The sequence below is a fragment of the Desulfospira joergensenii DSM 10085 genome, assembly GCF_000420085.1.
Classification (GTDB): Bacteria; Desulfobacterota; Desulfobacteria; order Desulfobacterales; family Desulfobacteraceae; genus Desulfospira; species Desulfospira joergensenii.
Genome location: NZ_ATUG01000002.1, coordinates 1792897 through 1813559 on the forward strand (window position 1 = coordinate 1792897; position 20663 = coordinate 1813559).

At 53.6% G+C, this 20663-nt stretch carries 19 protein-coding genes; 6 read left to right on the forward strand and 13 right to left on the reverse strand.

Annotated features, from left to right (window positions below):
* Positions 1-128 precede the first annotated feature (128 nt).
* Positions 129-614, forward strand: a complete 486-nt coding sequence (locus tag F608_RS0120950) for a cache domain-containing protein (protein ID WP_022667661.1) — start codon at positions 129-131, stop codon at positions 612-614.
* Between the two features lie 197 nt (positions 615-811).
* Here the strand turns inward: F608_RS0120950 and F608_RS32830 are convergent, their stop codons facing one another.
* Positions 812-2767 carry a methyl-accepting chemotaxis protein gene (locus tag F608_RS32830; RefSeq protein ID WP_022667662.1) on the reverse strand — a complete coding sequence of 652 codons (1956 nt, stop codon included), beginning with the start codon at positions 2765-2767 and terminating at the stop codon, positions 812-814.
* A 778-nt stretch (positions 2768-3545) separates the two neighbouring features.
* On the opposite strand from F608_RS32830, the gene F608_RS0120960 reads away from it, so the two are divergent.
* Genes F608_RS0120960 through F608_RS32835 form a run of 5 tightly spaced genes read left to right on the forward strand, consistent with a single transcriptional unit; the run spans position 3546 to position 8781 of the window.
* The gene (locus tag F608_RS0120960) at positions 3546-5474 is read left to right on the forward strand and encodes a TonB-dependent receptor plug domain-containing protein (RefSeq protein ID WP_161626882.1); all 1929 of its coding nucleotides are present in this window, start codon (positions 3546-3548) and stop codon (positions 5472-5474) included.
* A 14-nt stretch (positions 5475-5488) separates the two neighbouring features.
* Positions 5489-5977, forward strand: a complete 489-nt coding sequence (locus F608_RS0120965; RefSeq protein WP_022667666.1) for a hypothetical protein — start codon at positions 5489-5491, stop codon at positions 5975-5977.
* Positions 5974-6984: an ABC transporter substrate-binding protein gene (locus tag F608_RS0120970; RefSeq protein ID WP_022667667.1), complete on the forward strand. Its 1011-nt coding sequence runs from the start codon at positions 5974-5976 to the stop codon at positions 6982-6984. Before F608_RS0120965 ends, F608_RS0120970 begins: the two co-directional genes overlap by 4 nt.
* Positions 6977-7987, forward strand: coding sequence for a FecCD family ABC transporter permease (locus F608_RS0120975; protein WP_027362976.1), 1011 nt, complete (start codon positions 6977-6979; stop codon positions 7985-7987). Before F608_RS0120970 ends, F608_RS0120975 begins: the two co-directional genes overlap by 8 nt.
* Positions 7987-8781 (forward strand): ABC transporter ATP-binding protein, encoded by a 795-nt coding sequence (locus F608_RS32835; RefSeq protein ID WP_051148613.1) that lies wholly within the window; start codon positions 7987-7989, stop codon positions 8779-8781. Before F608_RS0120975 ends, F608_RS32835 begins: the two co-directional genes overlap by 1 nt.
* A gap of 10 nt (positions 8782-8791) precedes the next feature.
* Here the strand turns inward: F608_RS32835 and F608_RS0120985 are convergent, their stop codons facing one another.
* The 12 genes from F608_RS0120985 to F608_RS35170 all read right to left on the reverse strand — a co-directional run bounded on the left by F608_RS0120985 (position 8792) and on the right by F608_RS35170 (position 20658).
* Complete coding sequence (locus F608_RS0120985) at positions 8792-10399, reverse strand: acyl-CoA carboxylase subunit beta (protein ID WP_022667672.1); 1608 nt, start codon at positions 10397-10399, stop codon at positions 8792-8794.
* A complete protein-coding gene (locus F608_RS35160) occupies positions 10387-10899 on the reverse strand; it encodes an acyl-CoA carboxylase biotin carboxyl carrier protein subunit (protein WP_022667673.1) in 513 nt (170 codons plus the stop codon). Before F608_RS35160 ends, F608_RS0120985 begins: the two co-directional genes overlap by 13 nt.
* Position 10900: 1 nt before the next feature.
* On the reverse strand, positions 10901-12379 hold the full coding sequence (locus F608_RS34205; protein WP_022667674.1) for an acetyl-CoA carboxylase biotin carboxylase subunit: 1479 nt from the start codon (positions 12377-12379) through the stop codon (positions 10901-10903).
* Positions 12380-12409: 30 nt separating this feature from the next.
* The gene (locus F608_RS0121000; protein ID WP_027362977.1) at positions 12410-13222 is read right to left on the reverse strand and encodes a TIGR03084 family metal-binding protein; all 813 of its coding nucleotides are present in this window, start codon (positions 13220-13222) and stop codon (positions 12410-12412) included.
* Between the two features lie 23 nt (positions 13223-13245).
* Positions 13246-14577, reverse strand: coding sequence for a phenylacetate--CoA ligase family protein (locus F608_RS0121005; protein ID WP_027362978.1), 1332 nt, complete (start codon positions 14575-14577; stop codon positions 13246-13248).
* Between the two features lie 42 nt (positions 14578-14619).
* Entirely contained in the window at positions 14620-15384 is a 765-nt protein-coding gene (locus F608_RS32845) for an enoyl-CoA hydratase/isomerase family protein (RefSeq protein ID WP_022667677.1), read from the reverse strand.
* 21 nt (positions 15385-15405) lie between these two features.
* Positions 15406-16707 (reverse strand): TRAP transporter large permease, encoded by a 1302-nt coding sequence (locus F608_RS0121015; protein WP_022667678.1) that lies wholly within the window; start codon positions 16705-16707, stop codon positions 15406-15408.
* The gene (locus F608_RS0121020) at positions 16704-17234 is read right to left on the reverse strand and encodes a TRAP transporter small permease (RefSeq protein ID WP_161626883.1); all 531 of its coding nucleotides are present in this window, start codon (positions 17232-17234) and stop codon (positions 16704-16706) included. The genes F608_RS0121015 and F608_RS0121020 overlap by 4 nt, the downstream gene beginning before the upstream one ends.
* Positions 17235-17305: 71 nt before the next feature.
* Positions 17306-18376: a TRAP transporter substrate-binding protein DctP gene (gene dctP / locus F608_RS35165; protein ID WP_022667681.1), complete on the reverse strand. Its 1071-nt coding sequence runs from the start codon at positions 18374-18376 to the stop codon at positions 17306-17308.
* 51 nt (positions 18377-18427) lie between these two features.
* Positions 18428-19039 (reverse strand): TetR/AcrR family transcriptional regulator, encoded by a 612-nt coding sequence (locus tag F608_RS0121030; RefSeq protein WP_022667682.1) that lies wholly within the window; start codon positions 19037-19039, stop codon positions 18428-18430.
* A gap of 537 nt (positions 19040-19576) precedes the next feature.
* A complete protein-coding gene (locus F608_RS0121035; protein ID WP_022667683.1) occupies positions 19577-19999 on the reverse strand; it encodes a bacteriohemerythrin in 423 nt (140 codons plus the stop codon).
* 302 nt (positions 20000-20301) lie between these two features.
* Entirely contained in the window at positions 20302-20658 is a 357-nt protein-coding gene (locus F608_RS35170) for a PTS sugar transporter subunit IIA (RefSeq protein WP_022667685.1), read from the reverse strand.
* Between the last annotated feature and the right edge of the window lie 5 nt (positions 20659-20663).

A 20663-nucleotide genomic window follows, 5' to 3' on the forward strand; every position in this document is an offset into this window, starting at 1 on the left:
GGACTATCTTGATCAGCGGCTGGGGTGCGGATATAGGGTCTTGCTATTTGGTTGCGAAAATTCTATACTTGTTTCATTGTCAAAACATCCATAAAATTCGTAACCGATAATCAAGCAAGGAGTCAATTATGCGAAAATTCTTCTGTGTCTTTTGTTTTGTAACGGTCCTGGTTTTTTCTTTTCAAAACGTAAATGCCCAAGATTCTGCAACCCCTGAAGAGGTTTATCAACTGGTGCTAAAAGCCTATCCAGTGCTCCAGAATCTCAAGGAGGAATCTTTTTCTGCTTTTAACGATCCAAAAGGGGAATTCGTTTACAAGAACACCTATGTGGTGGTGATCAAATGCCCCAGCCACACCATGACCCATCCCTTTGCGGAAAATGCCAGAGGGATGGAAATGCCTGAAAGATTCAGCTGGTTTCCAACGATGTGTGAAGCGGCGAATCACCCCAATGGGAAATGGGTGGAGTATGAATGGCCCAAACCCGGAGAGACCGAACCGTCAAGAAAGATTTCATTTGTTATTGCCGTGGAAGGCACTCCCTTTGCACTTGTGGCAGGGATATATACGGATTCCGGTTCGGTTGACGATCTGAACGCCACCCTGAAATAATACGCCGGATCCTGTTCCAAGGAGTTGCAGACTGTCCGGTAAATATAATTTTAGAGTTTGGTAAGGTCCTTTTCCTATTATCCTGGGAACCTTGTCCAGCCAGCTCGAATTATTGTCCGGAACTGAGAGCAATGGAAAAGGAGGAGGAGACGCCCGCATGGGCTCATTCGTTTTTTGACGGATGAATCTCCATTGTCTTATATTTTAAACCGGCCAACCATCTGACTTAAGGTATCGGCCAGATCGGCTAGTCCTGATGCGCTGTCGCTGACTTTTTCACTGTTTTGGGAGATTTTAGAAGTGCTTTGGCTGATGTCGGTAATCTCCTGAGAAATCTGAGAACTGACTGTATTGGTATGGGCGATATTCTCATTCACCTCATTAATCCCCAACGAAACCTGGGATACATTCTCAGCGATTTCTTTTGTGGTGGCGGATTGCTCTTCCACTGCCGCAGCGATGGTTGAATTGATGTCGCTGACCTCTTTAACGACGCTGCTGATTTTATCAATCTGTGAGATTGTATTTTCCGTGGATGCCTGTATATTTTGAGCTCTTTCCTTGATTTCGCCGGTGGCACCGGCAGTCTGCCGGGCCAGCTCCTTGATTTCATTGGCGACAACGGCAAATCCTTTGCCCGCTTCACCGGCTCTGGCCGCCTCAATAGTGGCATTCAGTGATAAGAGGTTGACCTGTTCGGAAATATCTGTAATCGTTTCAACCACCTCATCAATCTCTAGGGCGGCCTTCCCGAGTTCTTTCATCTGGACCGAAGACTTCTCGGTCTGTTCAACGGCATCGAGTGCTATGCCGCGTCCCTTTTCACTGTTAGCGGCTATCTCATTAATGGTTGCCGTCATTTCTTCTGTAGCAGAGGAGATCATATGGATATTGGTTGTGGCCTGTTCCATGGCTGCTGCCACTGCATTCATATTTTCACTGACCTCTTTTGTGGATGAGGCAGCAGAATTCGTTTTTTGGGAGGTATTGGCCGCGCCCTCGGTCATTTGCATGGCAATTTCAGACAATCTGCCCGACGATGTTGTCAGACGTCGTGCATTGTCGGCCACATCCTTGATAATAATCTGGACCTTTTCGGCAAATTCGTTGAACCACCTGGCCAGTTCGCCGACTTCATCACTGCTTTTGACATCCAAACGCTTGGTCAGATCCCCCTCACCCTCTGCCGCATCCTTGAGGCCTGCGACCACGGCGTTGATAGGACGGACAATGGTTCCGGCGATCACCCAGACGATCCCGGCGGCCAGAAGGGTGACAAGGACCGAGGTGATAAGGGTGAAACGGGTGATGGCTGTGATGGGCGCAAATATTTCTTCATCATCCGACTGGACCACAATCATCGCATTGAGCTTGGCAGAATGCCGGAACGCATTATGCACCTCTTTTCCATCCGCGATTGCAGCCATATATCCGTTTTTTTCATTGATTATTTTCCGGCCGTAATCCGTCTTTTTCAGGTCAAGATGATTGATCTTGGTTTTATCCGGATGAGCCACGACCATTCCCTTATCGTCTATAATATATCCATATCCCTTTTCACCGATTGTAATGGAATCCGTGAATTTTTTGGAAAATGCCATCAGATCCACCACGGCAAACAGCACCCCTTCAACACCGCTTTTACCCTTGATGGGCGCGGAAATTACAAAGATCGGGTTCCCGCTGTTCTTGCTGATCAGGATCGGTGACAGGGAGATCTCCCCGGCCATGGATCCCTTGAAATATTCCCTCGTTCCTATATTGATCTTCCCGATAACCGTGGTCGGAAATCCGGCGATGATTTCTCCGGATAGATCGGCCAGGCTGATTCCCTCATAATATCCGTAGCTTTTTCGCCATTCCCCAAACATGTTATTTATATTTTTACGGGCAGCTTTCCCCACAAAGGAATCTTTTAATGCGGTCTGGCAGATCTCCAGCGTACTCCAGGTAGCGATATCCTGGGTCCGGTCAACCACCCACGAATCCATGGTTGCAAGGGTTGACCCGCAGATGGTGACAATCTGTTCGGTTATGCTGTTTTTTAGCGCATTTTTGGCTTTTGAGCTGGAAATAAAGCCTAAAGCGCCCAGGCCCAGTATGATCAGGATCAAAACGGGAAAAACGATTTTCTGTTTGAAATTTAGCTTCACGGCTCCTCCATCGTATATGTTTTATTAAAACACCCAAATCAGAACAGACTAATGTCCCAAGCTGCCTGAAAACAATTTCTCTTATATATTGTCACACAGAGGTGTGACGAATATGGATTCGTTTTTTTATTGATGATGTCTATTGTGTATTTTTTTAACTTTACATGAAATCGTTATAGAAAACAAATCCTATTTTCTGCTGTAACGCCAACCCAGAAGGACAAATGAATCATTACGGGATGATGACAGGAGGGTGCGTTTTATCAATAAAAGTCTTTAAACAAAGAGAAACCCAAGTGCAAATGATTATTAATACTGCCAAAAAGCAAGGCTGAATTGAGGCAGAATCCACACAATTTAAGGGTTGACTTTTCTTTTCTCCTATCATATCTGAAACAGCACAAAAATTGGCGGCAGAAGCCGCCGGCAGAACAGACCCGGCAAAGCCGGGGAAAGATAGCCATAAACTCGAATGAGGCCATGAAGGTCCGTTCCCATTCAGGGAAGCCGGATGTTCATGGCCTTTTTTTGTGGTTTTTCAAGCGAATAAAGAGTCGGATCCCATCAATACTGCCGCAGCAAAGCAGAACAAGGAGGGGTCACTGAAAAGTTGTTATTGAACGTGGATTGGCAGCAGAGAAGATTCTGCTGCATTTTTAAGGAGCTGAAGATGAGAGCGTACATACGGTTTGGATGGATACTCGGGATAATACTATTGTTGCAGCCTGGGTTTCTTTGGGCAGATGAAAGCATCAATGGACAAAGCGGAAACCTGGAAATGGATGAAATAGTCGTCACTGCTTCAAAAACACCCCAGTCTCCGGGCAATGTCACCCAGAAGGTCAGAATCATCGACAAAGAGAAAATCGATAAGATGGTAACGGGAAAGAGTAATCTTGCAGAACTTCTGACCTGGGAGCCGGGCATTTTTATCAGCGCTTTGTCCAGAAATGACGCCAACTGGGGATCCAGCGGTGGTCTGGGCGGGGATTATAACACCTATATGCTGGACGGACTTCCCGTGGACAGTTATGTGGATCCCCAGGCCCTGTCCCTCAATGCCGTGGAACGCATCGAGGTTCAGCGGGGGCCGGCTTCGGTGCTGTATCCCAATTATATGGCCATGGATTTCGGCGGAAATCAGAGTCCGCTGACCGGTACCACCAATATCATACTGAAAGACCGGATCGATAAAACCATGACCCAGGCAGAGGCCTATTACGGATCTTACAACACCTTTGGAGGGAAGTTCTACCACCAACAGGGAATGGACAACCTCCATTTCCTGGTGGGAGGCGACTATGAATCCTCCGATTACACCAACTACGGAACGGACGATTCATGGCTGAACATGCTGGATGATCCGGAGTATGAAAAGAGCAAATTGTTTTTTAAAACCACCCTGTTCTTTGATAAAAATGAAGATCACAAATTATTTCTGTTCGTGAACCGGGCTCACCACGAGGGGGATACCGGCCGTCCCAACCGGGATTTTGATCATACCTACTGGACGGTGAATTCCGGATATACCCTGCCAATAAACGACAGCCTCACTGCCGCGTTCAAGATTGGTCTCCGGGACTATGCCCGGACCTGGGAAGAGGACAACTATCCCACAAATCTGGCCCTGGCCTCGGAAAACGGGGTGGACCAGCAGGTTATCCCGGCAGACCTCTCCTTTTCCTTCCGCCATCTGGAAGATGCCCGGCTGACCCTGGGTACGGATTTTCAGGCCGTTTCCTATGAAACCTGGTCCGAAGCCGGTACAAGAACCATGGGGAACGATGCCGACGCTTATCAGTACGGAGTATATGTCCAGGAAGAACTGCCCGTGTCCGATTTTATCCTCCGGTCAGGGCTCCGCTACAGCTATACCCGTCATGAGATTGACCTGCTCAGCGGCAGTGTGCCGGGAAATGACAACGAGTCCTGGAATGAACTGCTCTGGAGTCTGGGAACCCGGTATCACTGGACCCCGGCCCTGTCCGTCTATGCCAATGCCGGTACAAGCTTTACCGCGCCCTCATTGAAATCCGTGGGCGGCACTATTTCCGAGTCAGATATGGGAGTGGCTGGAAGGGACGGACAACTGCCGAACCCGGACCTTAAACCAGAATCGGGTACCGGGCTTGATCTGGGCCTGGACATCAAACCTTGGGAGACTGTTAAAATGGGGGTCCGCGGATTTTATAATAAGGTGGATGACCAGATCGTGACCGTTGTCGTCAGCAATAGCCCTTCCCAGACCAGGGATATCAACGCCGGAGACACGACAAGCTGGGGTCTTGAGCTTTCCTTTACCCACTCTCCTCTGCCGTGGCTGGACTGGTTTGCCAATTATACTTATACTTCTTCCGAGATCAGTAATGATACCGACCCGGACCAGGATGGGAACGAGGTTTCCTTTGTGCCCGAGCACATGGGCAATATCGGTGCCACCCTGAATCTCCCCCTGGAGATCCAGTGCTCGGTTTATCTTCATCTGGCAAGTGAGATCTATGACAGTACGTCCAGCGCCAGCCGACAGAAGTTCAGCGGGTATGAACTGCTCAATGCCAGCCTGAAAAAGAAGATTAACCTGAGCCAGTCCTATGATGCGGAAATTTATCTGGACCTGTACAACCTGACGGACAACCGGTTTGAAATGCCCTGGCAGTATCAGGATCCAGGCATTTCAGGGGTGGGCGGCATCAGAATTACCTTTTAAGAGAAGAATGAATTATGCAGGTTATTCTTGAACTTTTCATATGTGCCCATGATGGTGATTCCCGGGTCTGTTTCCAGAAACACTGTCTGAATGTCAGTCAGAGCACCCGGGATCCGGACCGGGAGCTTGGGAGCTTCCTGGAGTCCATGGGGTTCCCTTTGGAGCTGGACAAGGCCTGTGCCCATTCCACCAGCTGGCGGTATCATGACCAAGGTATCGTTCTCACCTACCTGGTTTGGGTAGGTAAAGAGGCCATCCCTTTGGCTGCCCGTGAATATCTGAACCTGGATGGAGCTGATCCGCCAGGTTCCCGGGGGCCTTTTCGCCCCCGGCCAGCCCGGATCGAGGAGGAGGATGTCCTGGTACACGGGCTCCGCCACCTGAGCCACCTGGTCCGGAACCAGGACCCCTTTGTCACCCGGGCGGCGGAAAAGACAAGGGCCATCCATTTTTTCCGGTCCCTCACACCGGTATTGGCCGGCCAGTACTGGCGGGCCTCATGACCATGACAAAAGTGAAGCAATTGGTCCTGGTCCTGGCTTTCTTTCTGGCAGCCGGATTGCCGGCCCGGGCCGGAACTTTGACCGTCACCGATTTTTCAGGCCGGACCCTCACCCTGGATTGTCCGGCCCGAAGGGTGGTCTGTCTCATTGAAAGCGCCCTTTCAGGGATCTATATGCTCGGGGCCCAGGATCAGGTGGCCGGGGTTTCTGCCCAGGTCTACCAGGAAGGGATTTTTAAATATTATGCGGCCATGGATCGACGCATCGCCGAAAGGGAAATACCAAGCCCGGGGAGCTGGGATCATGTGAATCTGGAAAGTCTGGTCAGCCTCTCTCCGGACCTTGTCATCATCTGGGCTAACCAGACCGAGGCCATTGAGGCAATTGCCGGCAAGGGCATTCCCGTTTACGGGGTTTCCCTGTCATCCATTGAGGATGTATTGAAAGAGATCGGCGATCTGGGGCAACTGCTGGGAAAGAATGATCGTGCGGCAGTCCTCCGGGGCTTTGCCAGGCAGGAACTGGACCGGTTTGCCCTGGCCGAGAAAAAGTTCAGACACCGGCCGGAGGTTTATTTTATCTGGTCCCAGGGACTGCTGGAAACATCAGGCTCCCCCAGCACCGTGGATGACATGATCACCCTGGCAGGCGGGCGAAATGTCTGCGGTCATATCCCCCTGGAACATACGGTGATCAATCAGGAGACCCTGATTTCCCTTAAGCCGGACATCATGATTTTGTGGCCCAATAGCCGCCTTTCTCCTGAAGATATTACCGGACATCCAATATGGCGTAATCTGCCGGCATCAAAAAACAAACAGGTGTTTGAACTGCCTTCCCCTTTTTTCTGTGATCTGTGGACCTTGAAGTGCTTCTACGTCATCGACCGGATCCAATCGGTTTGCCAGCCGGCGGCGTCAGGACCCTTTGATGAGAAACGGGAGAAGCGACAGCTGATGACGGTCCTGTACGGACCTGAACTGGGACAGAGGATACCGGTTGAATAGCAGGGTTAAATTCTGGTTGCTGGCGGGGCTGCCCCTGCCTGTGCTTCTGTTTTCTCTGTTTGTCGGGCCTTCCGAGGTGGTGGGTCCAAGGGATACGGCCGACTGGATTGCCGGGTTCCTGGGACTTCACATCCCCGGCGGTAAAGGAAACAGTGACATGGTCCGCCTTATCATGGCCCAGGTCCGCCTGCCCCGGATTCTTCTTTCCTTTCTGGTGGGAGGATCCCTTTCCGTCACCGGCATAGGGCTTCAGGCCCTGTTCAGAAATCCTCTTGTTTCATCCTATATTCTGGGGCTTCAGTCAGGTTCGGCCTTTGGGGCGGCCCTGGCCCTGGGAACCGGGTGGCTGCCGGTCCAGCCCGCGGCATTTTTTTTCGGCCTGGCCGCTGTGGGATCCTCTTTTTTCCTGGCCAGGAAAAACGGGGTCGTATCCGGGGTGACCCTGATTCTTTCCGGCATCGTCGTTACCGGGGTTTTTACCGCTCTTCTGACCATCGTACAGTTCCTTACCGATCCGTTTAAGCTACAGACCATTGTACACTGGACCATGGGTAATCTTCATACCGCATCCTGGGACAAGCTGGCAGTTACCTGGCATATGATGGGCGCCGGTATCCTGGGATTGTTTTTGCTCCGGTGGCGGATGAACGTCCTGGCCCTGGGGGATGACGAGACCCGTTCCGTTGGGCTGAATCCCGAGCGTCAGAAAGCCCTGGTCCTGATCTTTTCCTCCCTGGCCGCTTCCGCCGCTGTTTCCGTTGCCGGGGTCATCAGCATGGTGGGCCTGGTCGTTCCCCATATGGTACGCATGATCATGGGAGCGGACAACAGGGCCGGGGTCCCTGTCTGCTTCACCTTTGGCGGTTCCTTTCTGCTCATGGTGGACAATATTTCGAGGACGGCGGCAAGCTTTGAAATTCCCATCGGTATTTTCACCACCCTGATCGGAGGGCCTTTTTTCATATTTTTGCTGAAAAGGACCCGGGTGGGATGGGAGATGTGATGGCGATTCAGGTCAAAAATCTAAATTTTTCCGTCGGGAGGCGTCGGATCCTTACCAATATCTGCCTTTCTGTTCAAGAGGGATGCTTTACCGTAATTCTGGGGAAAAACGGAAGCGGAAAATCCACCCTGTTCCGCCTCATCACCGGCTGTCTAAAGCCGGACAAAGGGCAGATCCTGATCCAGGGCAGGCCGTCCCCAGAGTTGAATATCCGTGACCGGGCCAGGGTTCTGGGATTTCTCTCCCAGCACCACCGGCCGGTATTCCCGTTCCGGGTCAGGGATGTGGTGCTCACCGGTTGTGCCGGACAGGCCGGGCTTTTACCCGGCAGAAACGAGAGAAGAAAAGCCGATGAAGCCATGGACCGGATCGCTATCCGGCATCTGGAAAACCGTTGTTTTACCGAACTGTCCGGTGGAGAGCAGCAGCTGGTCATGATTTCCCGGGTTTTGGCCCAGGACCCGCCCGTGATTCTTCTGGATGAGCCGGTTTCCCACCTTGATTTTTATTTCCAGGCAAAGGTTATGCAGACCATCCGTGACCTTGTGGATCAGAATTATACCGTGGCAGCCATTCTCCACGATCCCAACATCGCCGCCTGTTACGGAGACTGGTTTATCTGTCTGAAAAACGGAACCGCTCTGCCCAGACAACATCCGCCCCTGGACCCGGATCTGCTGGAGTCCATTTACGGAATGGACCTGGAACGGATCAGTTACCCTTCCCGGACTTTTGTGCTTCCGGCGCGTTCTATTGCAGCTTCTGGGCAGATTCCGGGCTTCCCGGACAGATGAGAACTGATCCTTAGATTCGCAATATCCCGTCCGGGGTTTGACTGAACTCCCGGTTCAGGGCTGCGGAAAGGGATATCCCCAAAACCCTGCGGGTGTCGGCAGGATCGATGATACCGTCGTCCCAGAGTTCCGAGGTGGAGTAATAGGCGCTGCTCTTTTCCAGGTAGTCTTGGGCCATTTCGTCCCGGATACTCTCCCGGTCGGTTTCGGACAAGGCCTTTCCCTGCCTCTCCAGGGTCCTGAGGCGGATCTGGGTCAGGGTCTGGATGGCCTGCTCCATTCCCATGACCGAAATCCTTGCATTGGGCCAGGAAAAAAGGAACCGGGCATCATAGGCCCGGCCGCACATGGCGTAGTTGCCGGCCCCGAAACTGCCGTTGGTCATGATGGTGAGTTTGGGCACATCCAGGTTGGCCTGGACCATGAGCATCTTGGCCCCGTCCTTGGTGATGCCTCCGTGTTCATACTCTTTGCCCACCATGAATCCGGTGATGTTCTGCAAAAAGATAATGGGGATCCGGTCCCGGTTGCAGAGCTGCATGAACTGGGTGCTTTTCCGGGCGCTCTCGGAAAACAACACCCCGTTGTTGCCGATGATCCCGATTTTCCAGCCGTATAAAAAGGCGAATCCGCAGACCAGGGTGGGGCCGTAGCCGGGTTTAAACTCATGGAACCGGCTGCCGTCCACGATCCGGGCGATCACCTCTTTCATGTCAAATTGTTTTTTAATGTCGTCCGGGAGGATGCCGTAAATCTCCTGGGGATCGTAATAGGGGGCCTCGGGCTTCCGGCGCTCCACATCGGCCTTGGTCGGTTTGGGAAAGGTTCCCACAATCTCCCGGACCAGGGCCAGCCCTTCCTGTTCGGAATCCACGGCATAGTCGGCCGTGCCGCTCACAGTTGTATGTACGTCGGCCCCTCCCAGTTCGTCTGCAGTCACCTCCTGGCCCGTGGCGGCCCTGACCAGGGGAGGGCCCCCCAGGAATACGCCCCCGGTTCTCCGGACCATGACGGAAAAATCGCTCAGGGTGGGGATATAGGCGCCTCCGGCCGTGGAGTGACCCAGGACCAGGGCCACCTGGGGGATTCCCATGGCGCTCAGGACGCACTGGTTCCGGAACATGCGGCCGGCCATGTGCCGGTCCGGAAAGAGCCCGGACTGGAGGGGCAGGAATGCACCGGCCGCATCCACCAGGTGGACCACGGGCAGATGATTCTCCATGGCAATGTCCAGGGTCCGGACCATTTTCTTGACCGTAAGGGGATACCAGGCCCCGCCTTTGATGGAACTGTCGCTGGCCATGATCAGCACCTCCCGGCCGCAGACCATGCCGATGCCGGAGACTACGCCTCCGGAAGGGACTTTTCCCCCATAGGCCATGTTGGCGGCCAGGCTGGACAGCTCCAGAAAGGGGGTGCCCGGATCCAGCAAAAGATCGATGCGTTCCCGGACCAGGAGCTTGTTCTGTTCTCTCAGCCGGTTTACATCCCTTTCCGGCCGGTCAGACCGGGCCTTTTGCTGAAGTTTCCGGAATTCAGCCACCCGCCTGCGGTTGCAGAGTTCATGGGCGAGGAAGGCAGGAGACTGGGTGTCTATACTTGATTTTATCCGTCGCATGGGGCCTCCGTTTGGGCCATGGTGATGAGCACGGCGTTCCGGTCAAAGGTGTCGCCCGGGTTGTAATGGATTCGGGCCACTTCATCGGGCCCGGCCGCGGTGAGAACGGTCAGGGTCTTCATGCTTTCGATGGTCATCATGGCCCGGCCCCGGGAGAGAGCCTCTCCCGGAGCGGCATGGACCTCCACCACGGTGCCGGGCATGGGGGCCCGGATGACGTCGCTGGTCTTTCCCGATTCCCGGCGGGCCTGGTCCACGGGATCAAGGATCTCAAGGGCAAGGGTTCTGCCGAAGGCCCGGATATATGCGGTCTCTCCTTTGACACTCATTTCCACCCGGGCTTCCCGGTCTCCCAGGCTGACCATATACTCTTTTTGCCCGGCACGGGTCAAAGAAACCGGACGGGATTCCCGGGTCCCGACTTTCAGGCGCCTCTCTTGGGGGTCGCCTGTAAGGGTGACCTGGTAGGGTTGGCCAAGAAGATCGATCCAGCGTCTCATATCAATTCCTCCAGTTTCCCATGGTCCCGTGGGGGGGATCCGGGTCAAAGGCCGGATCAGTGAACTCCCGGCTGGCCAGGGCTGCTGCCGTCAGGAGAAGTTCCCTCTGTTCCTGGCTCAGGGGGGGAGGGGTGAGTTCTTCCCCATACCGGTCAATAAAGCCGGTATGGATTTTCCCGGCAGCATAGGCCGGAAGGGACAGGATCCGGGCCAGGAAGTCAATATTTGTGGGCAAACCCAGGACCAGGGTCTGGTCCAGGGCCCTGCAGGCCTGTTCAATGGCCCGGGTCCGGTCATCTCCCCGGACAATGATCTTGGCCAGCATGGGGTCAAAGGCCGGGGAGATCTTCATTCCCCGGGTGAATCCGTTTTCCACCCGGATATCTTTCCCTTCAGGCAGATTATAGGTCACCAGGGAGCCCGGTGCAGGGGAAAAATCATCGTCCGGATCCTCGGCACAGATGCGCAGCTCAATGGAGTGCCCCTTTGCTTGGATCTCGTCCTGGGCCAGGTTCAGGGCCTCTCCCCGGGCCGCCCGGATCTGGAGTTCCACCAGGTCCAGGCCGGTGACCATCTCTGTTACCGGGTGCTCCACCTGGAGCCGGGTATTCATCTCAAGGAAAAAGAAATCTTTGTCCGGCCCGAGCATGAATTCAACGGTTCCTGCGTTGCAATATTCTGCCCTGCGGGCGATGTTTACGGCCGTGTCGCAGATTTTCTGCCGCAGTTCAGGCGTGAGACCCGGGGCAGGGCTCTCTTCCATGATCTTCTGGAAGCGGCGCTGGATGGAGCAGTCCCTCTCTCCCAGGTGGATCACCCTGCCGTGATGGTCGGCCAGGATCTGGACCTCGATATGGCGGGGATTTTCAATATAGCGTTCCGCGTAGATCTCATCGTTCCCGAAAAAACGCTGGGCCTCTGCCCGGGCAAGCTCCAGGGCCGGTTTCAGATCCTGAAGATCCCGGACAATGTGCATTCCCTTGCCCCCGCCCCCGGCCGCCGCCTTGATCAGGAGGGGAAGTCCCAGGTCCTTTGCCCCGCTGATGAAATCTTCCTCCCCTTTTGTCCAGGTCTTGGAGGGCAGGACTGGAAACCCATTGGCCCGGCAGAAAGCCTGTGCCCTGACCTTGTTGCCCATGAGCTCCATGGTTTCAGGCATGGGACCGATAAAGGTGATGCCCTTTTTTTCCAGGCTCCGGGCAAAATCCGGGTTTTCAGCCAGAAACCCGAATCCCGGGTGAACCGCGTCCGCGCCGGTCTTTTCACAGGCCTGGATGATCTTTTCCATATCCAGATAGGCCCCTGCCGGGGTTTTCCCCTGGATTCGCACGGATTGGGCCGCCATTTTAAGGGCCGGGGATCCGGCATCCACGGGATGATAAACAAGGACCCCCGGGATCCCCATGCGGTCCAGGGTCTTAAGGATCCGGCAGGCGATCTCTCCCCGGTTGGCAATCAATACTTTGGTGATGTCTGGCATGGAATTTTCCTTTTCAGGGGAAAACCCGGGTCAATCCCGGGGTTCATATTCGACGACGCGGACACCCGGCAGGGGAGGGTCCTGGGGGATCCCGGCAAAGGCCTGGGCCATGGAGAGCCATTCCCCCACCCGGTCGCCCTCCCATTTTAAACGGGTGTCTGCCAGGTTCCGCCTCTGGGTGACCACCAGGCAGAACTCTTCGGCCCTTCCCCGGACCTTGCCTTGGCAGCCGGGTTCATTCCATTCCCAGGATTCATTGCCCGGCCCCAAAAGAAGAATGCAGGGGGTATGGGCAGGCGGGTCCTGTCCCCGGATTCTAAAACTCCATCCAAAGGTGGTGACACCCATGTGGGCCACATGATAGAGCCTGGCCCTGTTTTCCCTCTTCTTTCCAAGGGCGTCAAAGATGTCCTGGCCGTGGGCCCAGGTTTCCATGATCCGGGCAGAGGCCAGGGAACGGGCGCTCATATCCGGGCCGTACCAGGGCAGGCGGTCTTGGGGGTCCAGTCTGGCAAGGCGCTGAACCAGGCGGGCTCGGACGGTGCGCCAATAGGAGAGCAGCCCTGCCGGGCTCCGGACCCCTGACATGGTTTGGGTCCATTGGGGCCAGGGTTGCCCGGACCCGATGTGCCCAAGGATCTTTTTTGCCCTTTTTCTGAACCGGTCCGGCTCTTTAAGGGCAAGCAGGGCTTCATGGTCGAAAAAGGCAATGTGGAGGACCTGGTCAAAGAGGGTCCAGTCGTAAAATAGGGTTGGCAGATCCCATTTTCTCCGGTCCAGGGTGAAGACAAGGCTGTCCAAGGCCTCGTACTCCTGTTTCAGGTCTGAACAGATCTTTTGCATATGAAAAATTGCCCGGGACGGGTTCAATAGTTCCGGATCACCCTTCTGGCCTTGCCCATCCGGGTCCTTTCAATGGAATCGGGTTTGACCAGTTCCACGATTCCCCTGAAGTTCAGTGTCTCTTTGATGGCTGTTTCGATTTTAAGTTTCAGGTCCTCCATCTCTTCGGGCCCGACCAAGGCCCCGTGCTCCACTTTGATATTGAGGCTGGTGTAGGGGGACGGGTGGTCCAGAACGACCTGGAATTCCCCGGTGACCCGGGGAACCATGTTTTCCAAAACCATGGCAATGCCGTTGGGAAAGACATTGATGCCCTTGACGTGCATCATGTCATCGGCCCGGCCCACGATCCGGAACCTGAACCCGGTCCGGCCGCATTCGCAGGGACCGGTCTCCAGGATCTCCATGAGATCGGAGGTCCGGTACCGGACCAGGGGCTGGGCCTGTTTTTTGAGATGGGTCAGGACCATTTCCCCCACGGCCCCGTCCGTGATGGGGATGTCCTCCAGGGTCAGGGGATCGATGAGTTGGACCAGGAGACCTCCCTGTCCCAGGAAATGGAGTTTGTAGTTGTCCGGGCAGACCGAGGCGAAATTACAGAGTACGTCGGAAACCCCGTAATTGGCGTTCTGGGCCTTCATTCCCCAGGTGGCCTCCATCCGTTCCCGGTAAACCGGATTTTCCAGCCCGGGCTCTCCCCCGAAAAGTCCCAGTTCCAGCCCCAGGTCCATGGGCTTTATATCGAACTCGGCGGCCAGGACCTTTTCCAGGTGTTTGGGATAGGAGGGGGTGGAGGAAATGGCGTTGATCCCGGCGTCCTTGATGACCTGGATCAGCTGTTTGGAGTTGCCTACCCCAAAGGGGATAACTGCGGCGCCGGTGGCCTCCAGGTTGGCATGATCCGTGTATCCGCCCATCCACATGCAATAGTTGAGACAGTGGATCACCCTGTGGTGGGGGCGCAGGCCCCCGGCCCAGAAAGCCCTGGCCCCGCAGTCATGGGTCAGGTCAAGGTCCTGGCGGGTCAGGGCGGTGTAAATGAAACTGCCCGTGGTCCCCGATGTCCTGTGGACTCGGTTGACCTGTTCCACGGGCGCGGCCAGAAAATCCCCGAAAGGGGGCTGCCTTTTCTGGGATTCCCTCAACTCCTGTTTGGTGGTAAAGGGAAGAAGACAAAGGTCCCTGGGATCTTTTATCTTATCCTTATTGATCCCGGCCTTGGAGAACTTTTCCCGGTACATTGGGCTTTGGCTGTATACATAATCGATCTGTTCCAGGAGCAGGGATCTTTCCAGGTTTTTCCGGTCAGGTTCGGACATGGATTCCATGTCCGGATTAAACATTGTTCGTTCCATTTTCTCTCCTGTGAAGTCTGCCCTATTCTCAAAGGGCGGGTCTTATTTTTGATTCATCTCCCTGAGCCGTTTTTCCGCAAACTGGGTTCCGCTCTGGGCGCAGATCAATAGATGGCTTTTTTCCAGTTCCATGGTCTGGTCAAACCCGGCTTCCATCCCATGGTCAATGGCAATCCTGGACAGGCTTGTGGCCAGGGGGGAACGGCCGGCGATCTTATCGGCCATGGCCAGGGATTCCTCCATGAGGTTTTCATGGGCCACCACCCGGTTGACCAGACCGATTTTCCCGGCCTCGGCCGCATCAATGAAATCCCCGGTGAGCACCAGTTCCTTGGCCTTTCCCAGGCCCACCAGGTGGGTCAGCAATTTGGTGCCCGCGTTGGTGACGGTCATGCCCACCGTGGTTTCGGGAAACCCCAGCACGGCCTTTTCCGAGGCAATACGGATGTCGCATCCCATGGCAAACTCGCATCCGCCCCCCAGGGCGTACCCGGGAATGGCCGCGATAATGGGCTTGCCCAGCTTCATGGTCATCCGCTGGACCTCCTGGAGCCTCTCGGCCTCATCCATCCATTGCTCCAGGGACTTGCCCTCTGCCGTCTCCTTTAGATCTTCACCGGCACAAAAGGCTTTCCCCTCCCCGGTGAGGATGATCACCCGGGCCTGGGTATCCTGTCTGGCCCGGTCCAGCTGTTCCATAAAATTCTTGAGCAGGTCAAGGTTGATGGCATTGAGGCGGTGGGGACGGTTCAGGGTGATGATGCCGGCTCTCTCCTTCCGGCAGTACAATACGGTCTGGTTTTTCATAACGCTCTCCATAAATTCAAATTACCTTAAAAACAGATCAACTAAAAACAATGCAAATTCAGGTACATATGTTACCATGAGGATCACGGGCAATGCCCCGAAGATCATGAAACATCCGGCGGGTTTGATATACTCGTTCAAGGGCAGATTGCCGCCGATCATCCCGGCCAGATAGAGCATGGGGGCGCAGGGAGGGGTGACGTTGCCCAGGGAAAGATTGGTCACGGATATGGCGGCAAAGTGGACCGGGTCTATGCCCACGGACTGGGCCACGGGCAGCAGGATGGCTGCGGAAAGGATGTTGCCGGACACGTCATCCACCAGCATGCCCATGAGCAGGAGGATGATATTGAGCATGAGAAGCACCCCCCACTTATTGGTGGTGATGCTGAACATGGCCTGGGTCAGGTGCTGGGGGACCTGCTGGGTGACCATGATCCTGGAGACCATGAGGATGAAAAAAAGGAGGATCATGATGGCCCCGGAGGTGATCATGGCATTTTTCACGCCTGAGAACAGCTTTTTGAATGTCATGGCCCGGTACAGGACCAGACCCACGATAACAGCATAGACGGCCGAGACCGCTGCCGCCTCCGTGGGGGTGAAGATCCCGCCGTAGATCCCGCCCAGGACCACCACGGGCATAAGCAGGGCAAAGGCGGCCCGGCGGGTGGAATGCCCGATCTCCTTGAGCTTTTGGCCCGGGGGCTGCCTGGGGGTCATGACCAGGTTTTCCATGCGCCGGCTTAAAAAGATATTGATGAGGCTGTAGCTGGTCATCATTAAAAGCCCGGGGATCAGGGTGCTTAAAAAAGCGGATAAAATGGAGATCTGGGCGGTCATGGCAAAGGCGATCATGGGGATGGAAGGCGGAATGAGCAGGGCCAGCATGGAAGAGGTGGCCACAAGGCCGGTGGCGTATCCCCGGGGATACCCCTGCTCGGTCATCTCCGGGATCATGATGGAGCCGATGGCGGCAATGGCCCCCGAGGCAGAGCCTGAGATGGCCCCGAAAATGGTACAGGTGACCACACAGACCACGCCTAGGCCTCCCTTTGTCCGTCCCACAATGGACATGGTAAAGTTGAGCAGTCTTCTGGAAATCCCGGATTCGCTGATCAGGGCCCCGGCCAGGATAAACAGGGGCAGGGCCATGAGGGTATAGGATTCAATGGAGCGAAATGCCGCCGGCATGGCAAACCTGGGATCAATGCCCGTGAAAAACAGGATGGCAAATCCGCCAAGGCCGAAGGCAAATCCCACGGGAACGCCCATGAGCATCATGATCACAACCACTGCCAGGATGGAAAATACAATTGTCACGGGAGCACTCCTTTATCCGGTTTCTGATAGTTGATTGCGACAGCCGCGTATTTGATCAGATTGGCCAGGCTGTAGAGGGTCATGAAAAAGGCACCGAAAAACATGGAGCCCACGCTGATAATCCTGGGCCACCAGAGCCCCGTGGTCCTCTCCCCGGTTCCGTAAATCCACCAGGAATAGGTCCCGGAATGGTAAAGAAATAGCAGGCAGGTCAAAAGGCTTAAGGTCCAGACAATCGCCCTCAGAATGATCCTGGCCCTCTCTCCCTTGATATATTTGTTGGCCACATCCCCCTGGACATGGTTGTCGGTTTTGGTGCTGAAAATCGCACCCAGAAAATAGATCCAGATGGCCACCAGACGGGAGAACTCTTCCAGGCCGAACAGGGGCTGCTTGAACACGTAGCGGAGCAGGACCTGGACCACCACGGTCAGGGTCATGAGGGTCCCGCCCAGGACGATGAGGAATGAAAACCCATGGGTGAGGATGCGGTCAACGGCGCCGAAGGTGTTTAGAACAGGTTTCATGGACATGTTTTATCCTTTGATCCTGTCCGGAAAGATTTTGGCTTTTTCCGGACAGGATTTTCTTTGGATCTTTACTGGGAAATGGGGGTGGCATGGGATTTGATCTTGGCCATGAGATCGGCTCCCAGAAGCTCCTTTTCAATGATGGGCCATGCCTTTTCCCGGCAGGCTTTTGCCGAGGTCTTCCACTCCTGGTCGCTGACTTGATATACCTTGACACCGGCCTGGGTGAGTTTGTCCATGAAGTCTTTTTCATCCTGTTCCGCTGCAATGGCCTGGTCGGCCATGACCTTGTCCGCGGCTGCGGTGAGAAGGGCCTGGTCTTCGGTGGAAAGGGAGTCCCACAGTTTTTTGTTCATGGTCAGAAACCAGTACTCAAAGGCATCCCGGGTGGCCACGTAGGTTTTGATGGCATCCCTCATCACATAGGCCTCCACTGCCGGGCAGGCGGATCTGGCATCCACGATTCCCGTCTGCAGGGCCGTGAAGGTTTCCGAATAGGCCACCGGCGTGGATATGAATCCCAGGGTGGGGATATAGACTTCAAAGATCCGGATGGGCGGGACCCGCATCTTGATGCCCTTGGCATCGGCCGGAACCTTTACCAGGTTTTTCACCCGGCCGGTATAGGCCATGCCGTCCCAGGCATTGAGATAGATTCCCAGAACCTTGAGCCCGATGCCTGAGTAGAGTTCGTTGAATATGGGGGTGAGCCATCCCGTGGAGCCGATGGCCGCCCTTGCCTCGTCCCAGGAGGAGAAAAGATAGGGCATGAACATGAGGTTGGTCTTGGGATCATAGGAGGTGGAGCCGGCATTGAGGCCGATTTCCAGGGTTCCCATGCGGTTGGCTTCGATCTGTTCCGACCAGTCCCCCAGGGCCCCTGCCGGAAAATAGGTCAGCTTCATCTTTCCATTGGATTCTTTTTCCACGATCTTGGCAAACTGCTTGCAACGGGCCGAGGCCGGGTGATCTTCGGCAATTCCCTGGCTGATCTTCCATTTATAAGACTTTCCTGCAAAAACCGGGGAGCCTGTCACGGCCAGGGAAAAGAGCAGGGCCGACAGGATAATGACTGCCTTTGGGATAAACCCTGCTTTCTGCCGGATCATTCGGATACCATTAGATTTTTCCTTTTTCATTTTACATCTCCTTTGTTTGGATGAAGCATTGAAATGAAATGTCCCGCATGGCTATTCTTTTACCGCAGAATCTTCAAAAGCGTGCAGCGGGAGGGATTCTCTTAAAAGCCTTGTGACGACCAGTTCTTCGTAAATATGGGAAATCTGTTCTCCTGTGAGGCGCCCTTCAGAGTTGAACCAGATGGCCACGGCCGTGCACATGGTCAGGATGGCATAGGAGATCACCTTGGCGTCCCCTGCGGCAAAGTATCCCTGGTCCATACCCTGGACGAGCATCTCCTGGAATATCTTTTCATAGGCATCCCGCTTGGCCACAAAACTTTTGAAATTGTTGGCCGTGAGCCCCCGAAGTTCGCTGTCAGCGATGAGCACCTCTTGCTGCCGGTCGCAGTGGAATTTGACATGGGCCCGTACCGCGGCCCGCATCCTATTCTCTATGTTTTCAATTCCTTGGAGGCTGGATTCTATGGTTGCGGTCAGATCCTCCATGGTGGACATGAGGATATCAAAGAGAATGTCTTCCTTGCTGGCGTAATGGTGATAGATGCTGGCCTTGCGGATATTGCTGTCCAGGGCGATATTGCTCATGGCCGTGGCAAAATAACTTTTTTTATAGAACAGGTTGATGGCGGCTTTTTTGATGATCTCTTTTGTGTCGGTCACGGATATAAATCCTCCTTGGGGGTTGCATACCAATTCAGGTTCAGTTCAGGATGGGCTCAGATCAGCAGGTTCGGGTGAAGTGGATAACAATTTACCGTACGTACGGTAGGTAAATAAGTATTTTAAAAAATAAAACTATAGAAAAGATATATTAAAATATCTGAGATTTTTCTACCTACCGTACGGTAGGCTTCCTATGTCTTATTGATAGAAAATTTATTTGTCAACAGTTTTTTTGTGAAGTTTATTTTTATTTTGGTGTGGGATTTACAGATATGCCTTTGGAGAAGGATTTGCACGGCCTTTGCTTTTTTTTGCATTACCAAGGGTTTTCGGTAGGATTTCGTTTTTTACAACGCTGTTTTTGATGCTGAAAAGTGCAAGCTAAACGCGAATAAACGCTATCTTTGAAACACATTTAACGGAAATACAGATAGTTAATTTGGTCCGGCAAGCGACCCGGATATTGGCAAGCGACCCGATCAAGGGCGTCCAACCAGGATCTCGAGCCAGAGCCAGTGATTCATGGCATCGAACTCATTTTTCGTTTTTGCCCAGCCGCTGAGCTTTTTCGGCAGACAGGATGTGGGCCCCCAATTTTTTATCATCCCCGAGAATATGGTTAAGGATCCATTCTTTGATCTTGGTCATGAGTTCATCCATGGCTTCTTCGGAGTATGTTTTATGGTTCGCACGGAATGATTTCAGGGTTTTGATATATGACCGGTGCTCCTTTTTATGGTCCTCCCGATCCGGATAATAATACAGATCCATGTATTCCTCTTCCAGCTTAAAGTGATGATTGATGTACATGGATAAAAAGGCAATGGTAAATCTGAAGGCATCTCTGTCTGTTTTATCCGCCCTGGCCTTTTTCAACTTGATGAAAAGGTCCATGAGTTCCTTGTGCTGAAAGTCCTGCCAGACGACACCGGTGCTGTACTTTTGATCCAAGGTCATGGGAATTCTCCTTTTTGGGATAAGGTCAACAGATAAGGAAAAATACCATGCTGCCGATAAAACGGCAAGATCCAGACCTAAAACAAACAGAGGATATGGGCCGGGGGCCTGGGGTCAGGGCCTGGTCAAACCTTGATTATTGCACTATGCAAATTTTGACATCTTTCTAGGATGGTAAGACAGCGAGGACTACTCGTCTGACAAACCATGCTTTTTTGGGGTCACAAAAATCAATCTCAAACAACTTTAATTTTATGTGCCGTTATTTGGGGGAAAACAATGAAGTGAAATAATGATTTCTCTTACATTTTTGCTTCACGCCGGTGATCGGATTGAAGAACGAGATCCTTTAATGCCTGCCGGTTCTTTGCCCGCATCCATTTTTTTTCAAATCTCGGATCCATGACGATTTGTGCAATGAATGAAAGGGCTCGAAGGTGAAACTGCCTTTCGTCCTTTGATCCTATTAGGACAAAGACCGCATGGACTCGGGGTTTGGAATCTGAAAATTCAATGCCTTTTTTACAGCGGACCAAAAGGATGGAAAATTTTTTCTCCCCTTCAACGATAATATGGGGAACCGCAAGCCCTGGAACCAGAATCGTTGTTGCCTCCTGCTCCCGTTTTGCGAGCAGATCAAAAATTGTGCTTGAGGACATTTTAA

Bases quoted from the DNA above. Each gene is read 5' to 3' on its own strand.
- F608_RS0120950 (WP_022667661.1), top strand. From the start codon at position 129: ATGCGAAAATTCTTCTGTGTCTTTTGTTTTGTAACGGTCCTGGTTTTT.
- F608_RS0120960 (WP_161626882.1), top strand. From the start codon at position 3,546: ATGGATGAAATAGTCGTCACTGCTTCAAAAACACCCCAGTCTCCGGGC.
- F608_RS0120965 (WP_022667666.1), top strand. From the start codon at position 5,489: ATGCAGGTTATTCTTGAACTTTTCATATGTGCCCATGATGGTGATTCC.
- F608_RS0120970 (WP_022667667.1), top strand. From the start codon at position 5,974: ATGACCATGACAAAAGTGAAGCAATTGGTCCTGGTCCTGGCTTTCTTT.
- F608_RS32835 (WP_051148613.1), top strand. From the start codon at position 7,987: ATGGCGATTCAGGTCAAAAATCTAAATTTTTCCGTCGGGAGGCGTCGG.
- F608_RS0120985 (WP_022667672.1), bottom strand. From the start codon at position 10,399: ATGCGACGGATAAAATCAAGTATAGACACCCAGTCTCCTGCCTTCCTC.
- F608_RS35160 (WP_022667673.1), bottom strand. From the start codon at position 10,899: ATGAGACGCTGGATCGATCTTCTTGGCCAACCCTACCAGGTCACCCTT.
- F608_RS34205 (WP_022667674.1), bottom strand. From the start codon at position 12,379: ATGCCAGACATCACCAAAGTATTGATTGCCAACCGGGGAGAGATCGCC.
- F608_RS0121000 (WP_027362977.1), bottom strand. From the start codon at position 13,222: ATGCAAAAGATCTGTTCAGACCTGAAACAGGAGTACGAGGCCTTGGAC.
- F608_RS0121005 (WP_027362978.1), bottom strand. From the start codon at position 14,577: ATGGAACGAACAATGTTTAATCCGGACATGGAATCCATGTCCGAACCT.
- F608_RS32845 (WP_022667677.1), bottom strand. From the start codon at position 15,384: ATGAAAAACCAGACCGTATTGTACTGCCGGAAGGAGAGAGCCGGCATC.
- F608_RS0121020 (WP_161626883.1), bottom strand. From the start codon at position 17,234: ATGAAACCTGTTCTAAACACCTTCGGCGCCGTTGACCGCATCCTCACC.
- dctP (WP_022667681.1), bottom strand. From the start codon at position 18,376: ATGAAAAAGGAAAAATCTAATGGTATCCGAATGATCCGGCAGAAAGCA.
- F608_RS0121035 (WP_022667683.1), bottom strand. From the start codon at position 19,999: ATGACCTTGGATCAAAAGTACAGCACCGGTGTCGTCTGGCAGGACTTT.
- F608_RS35170 (WP_022667685.1), bottom strand. From the start codon at position 20,658: ATGTCCTCAAGCACAATTTTTGATCTGCTCGCAAAACGGGAGCAGGAG.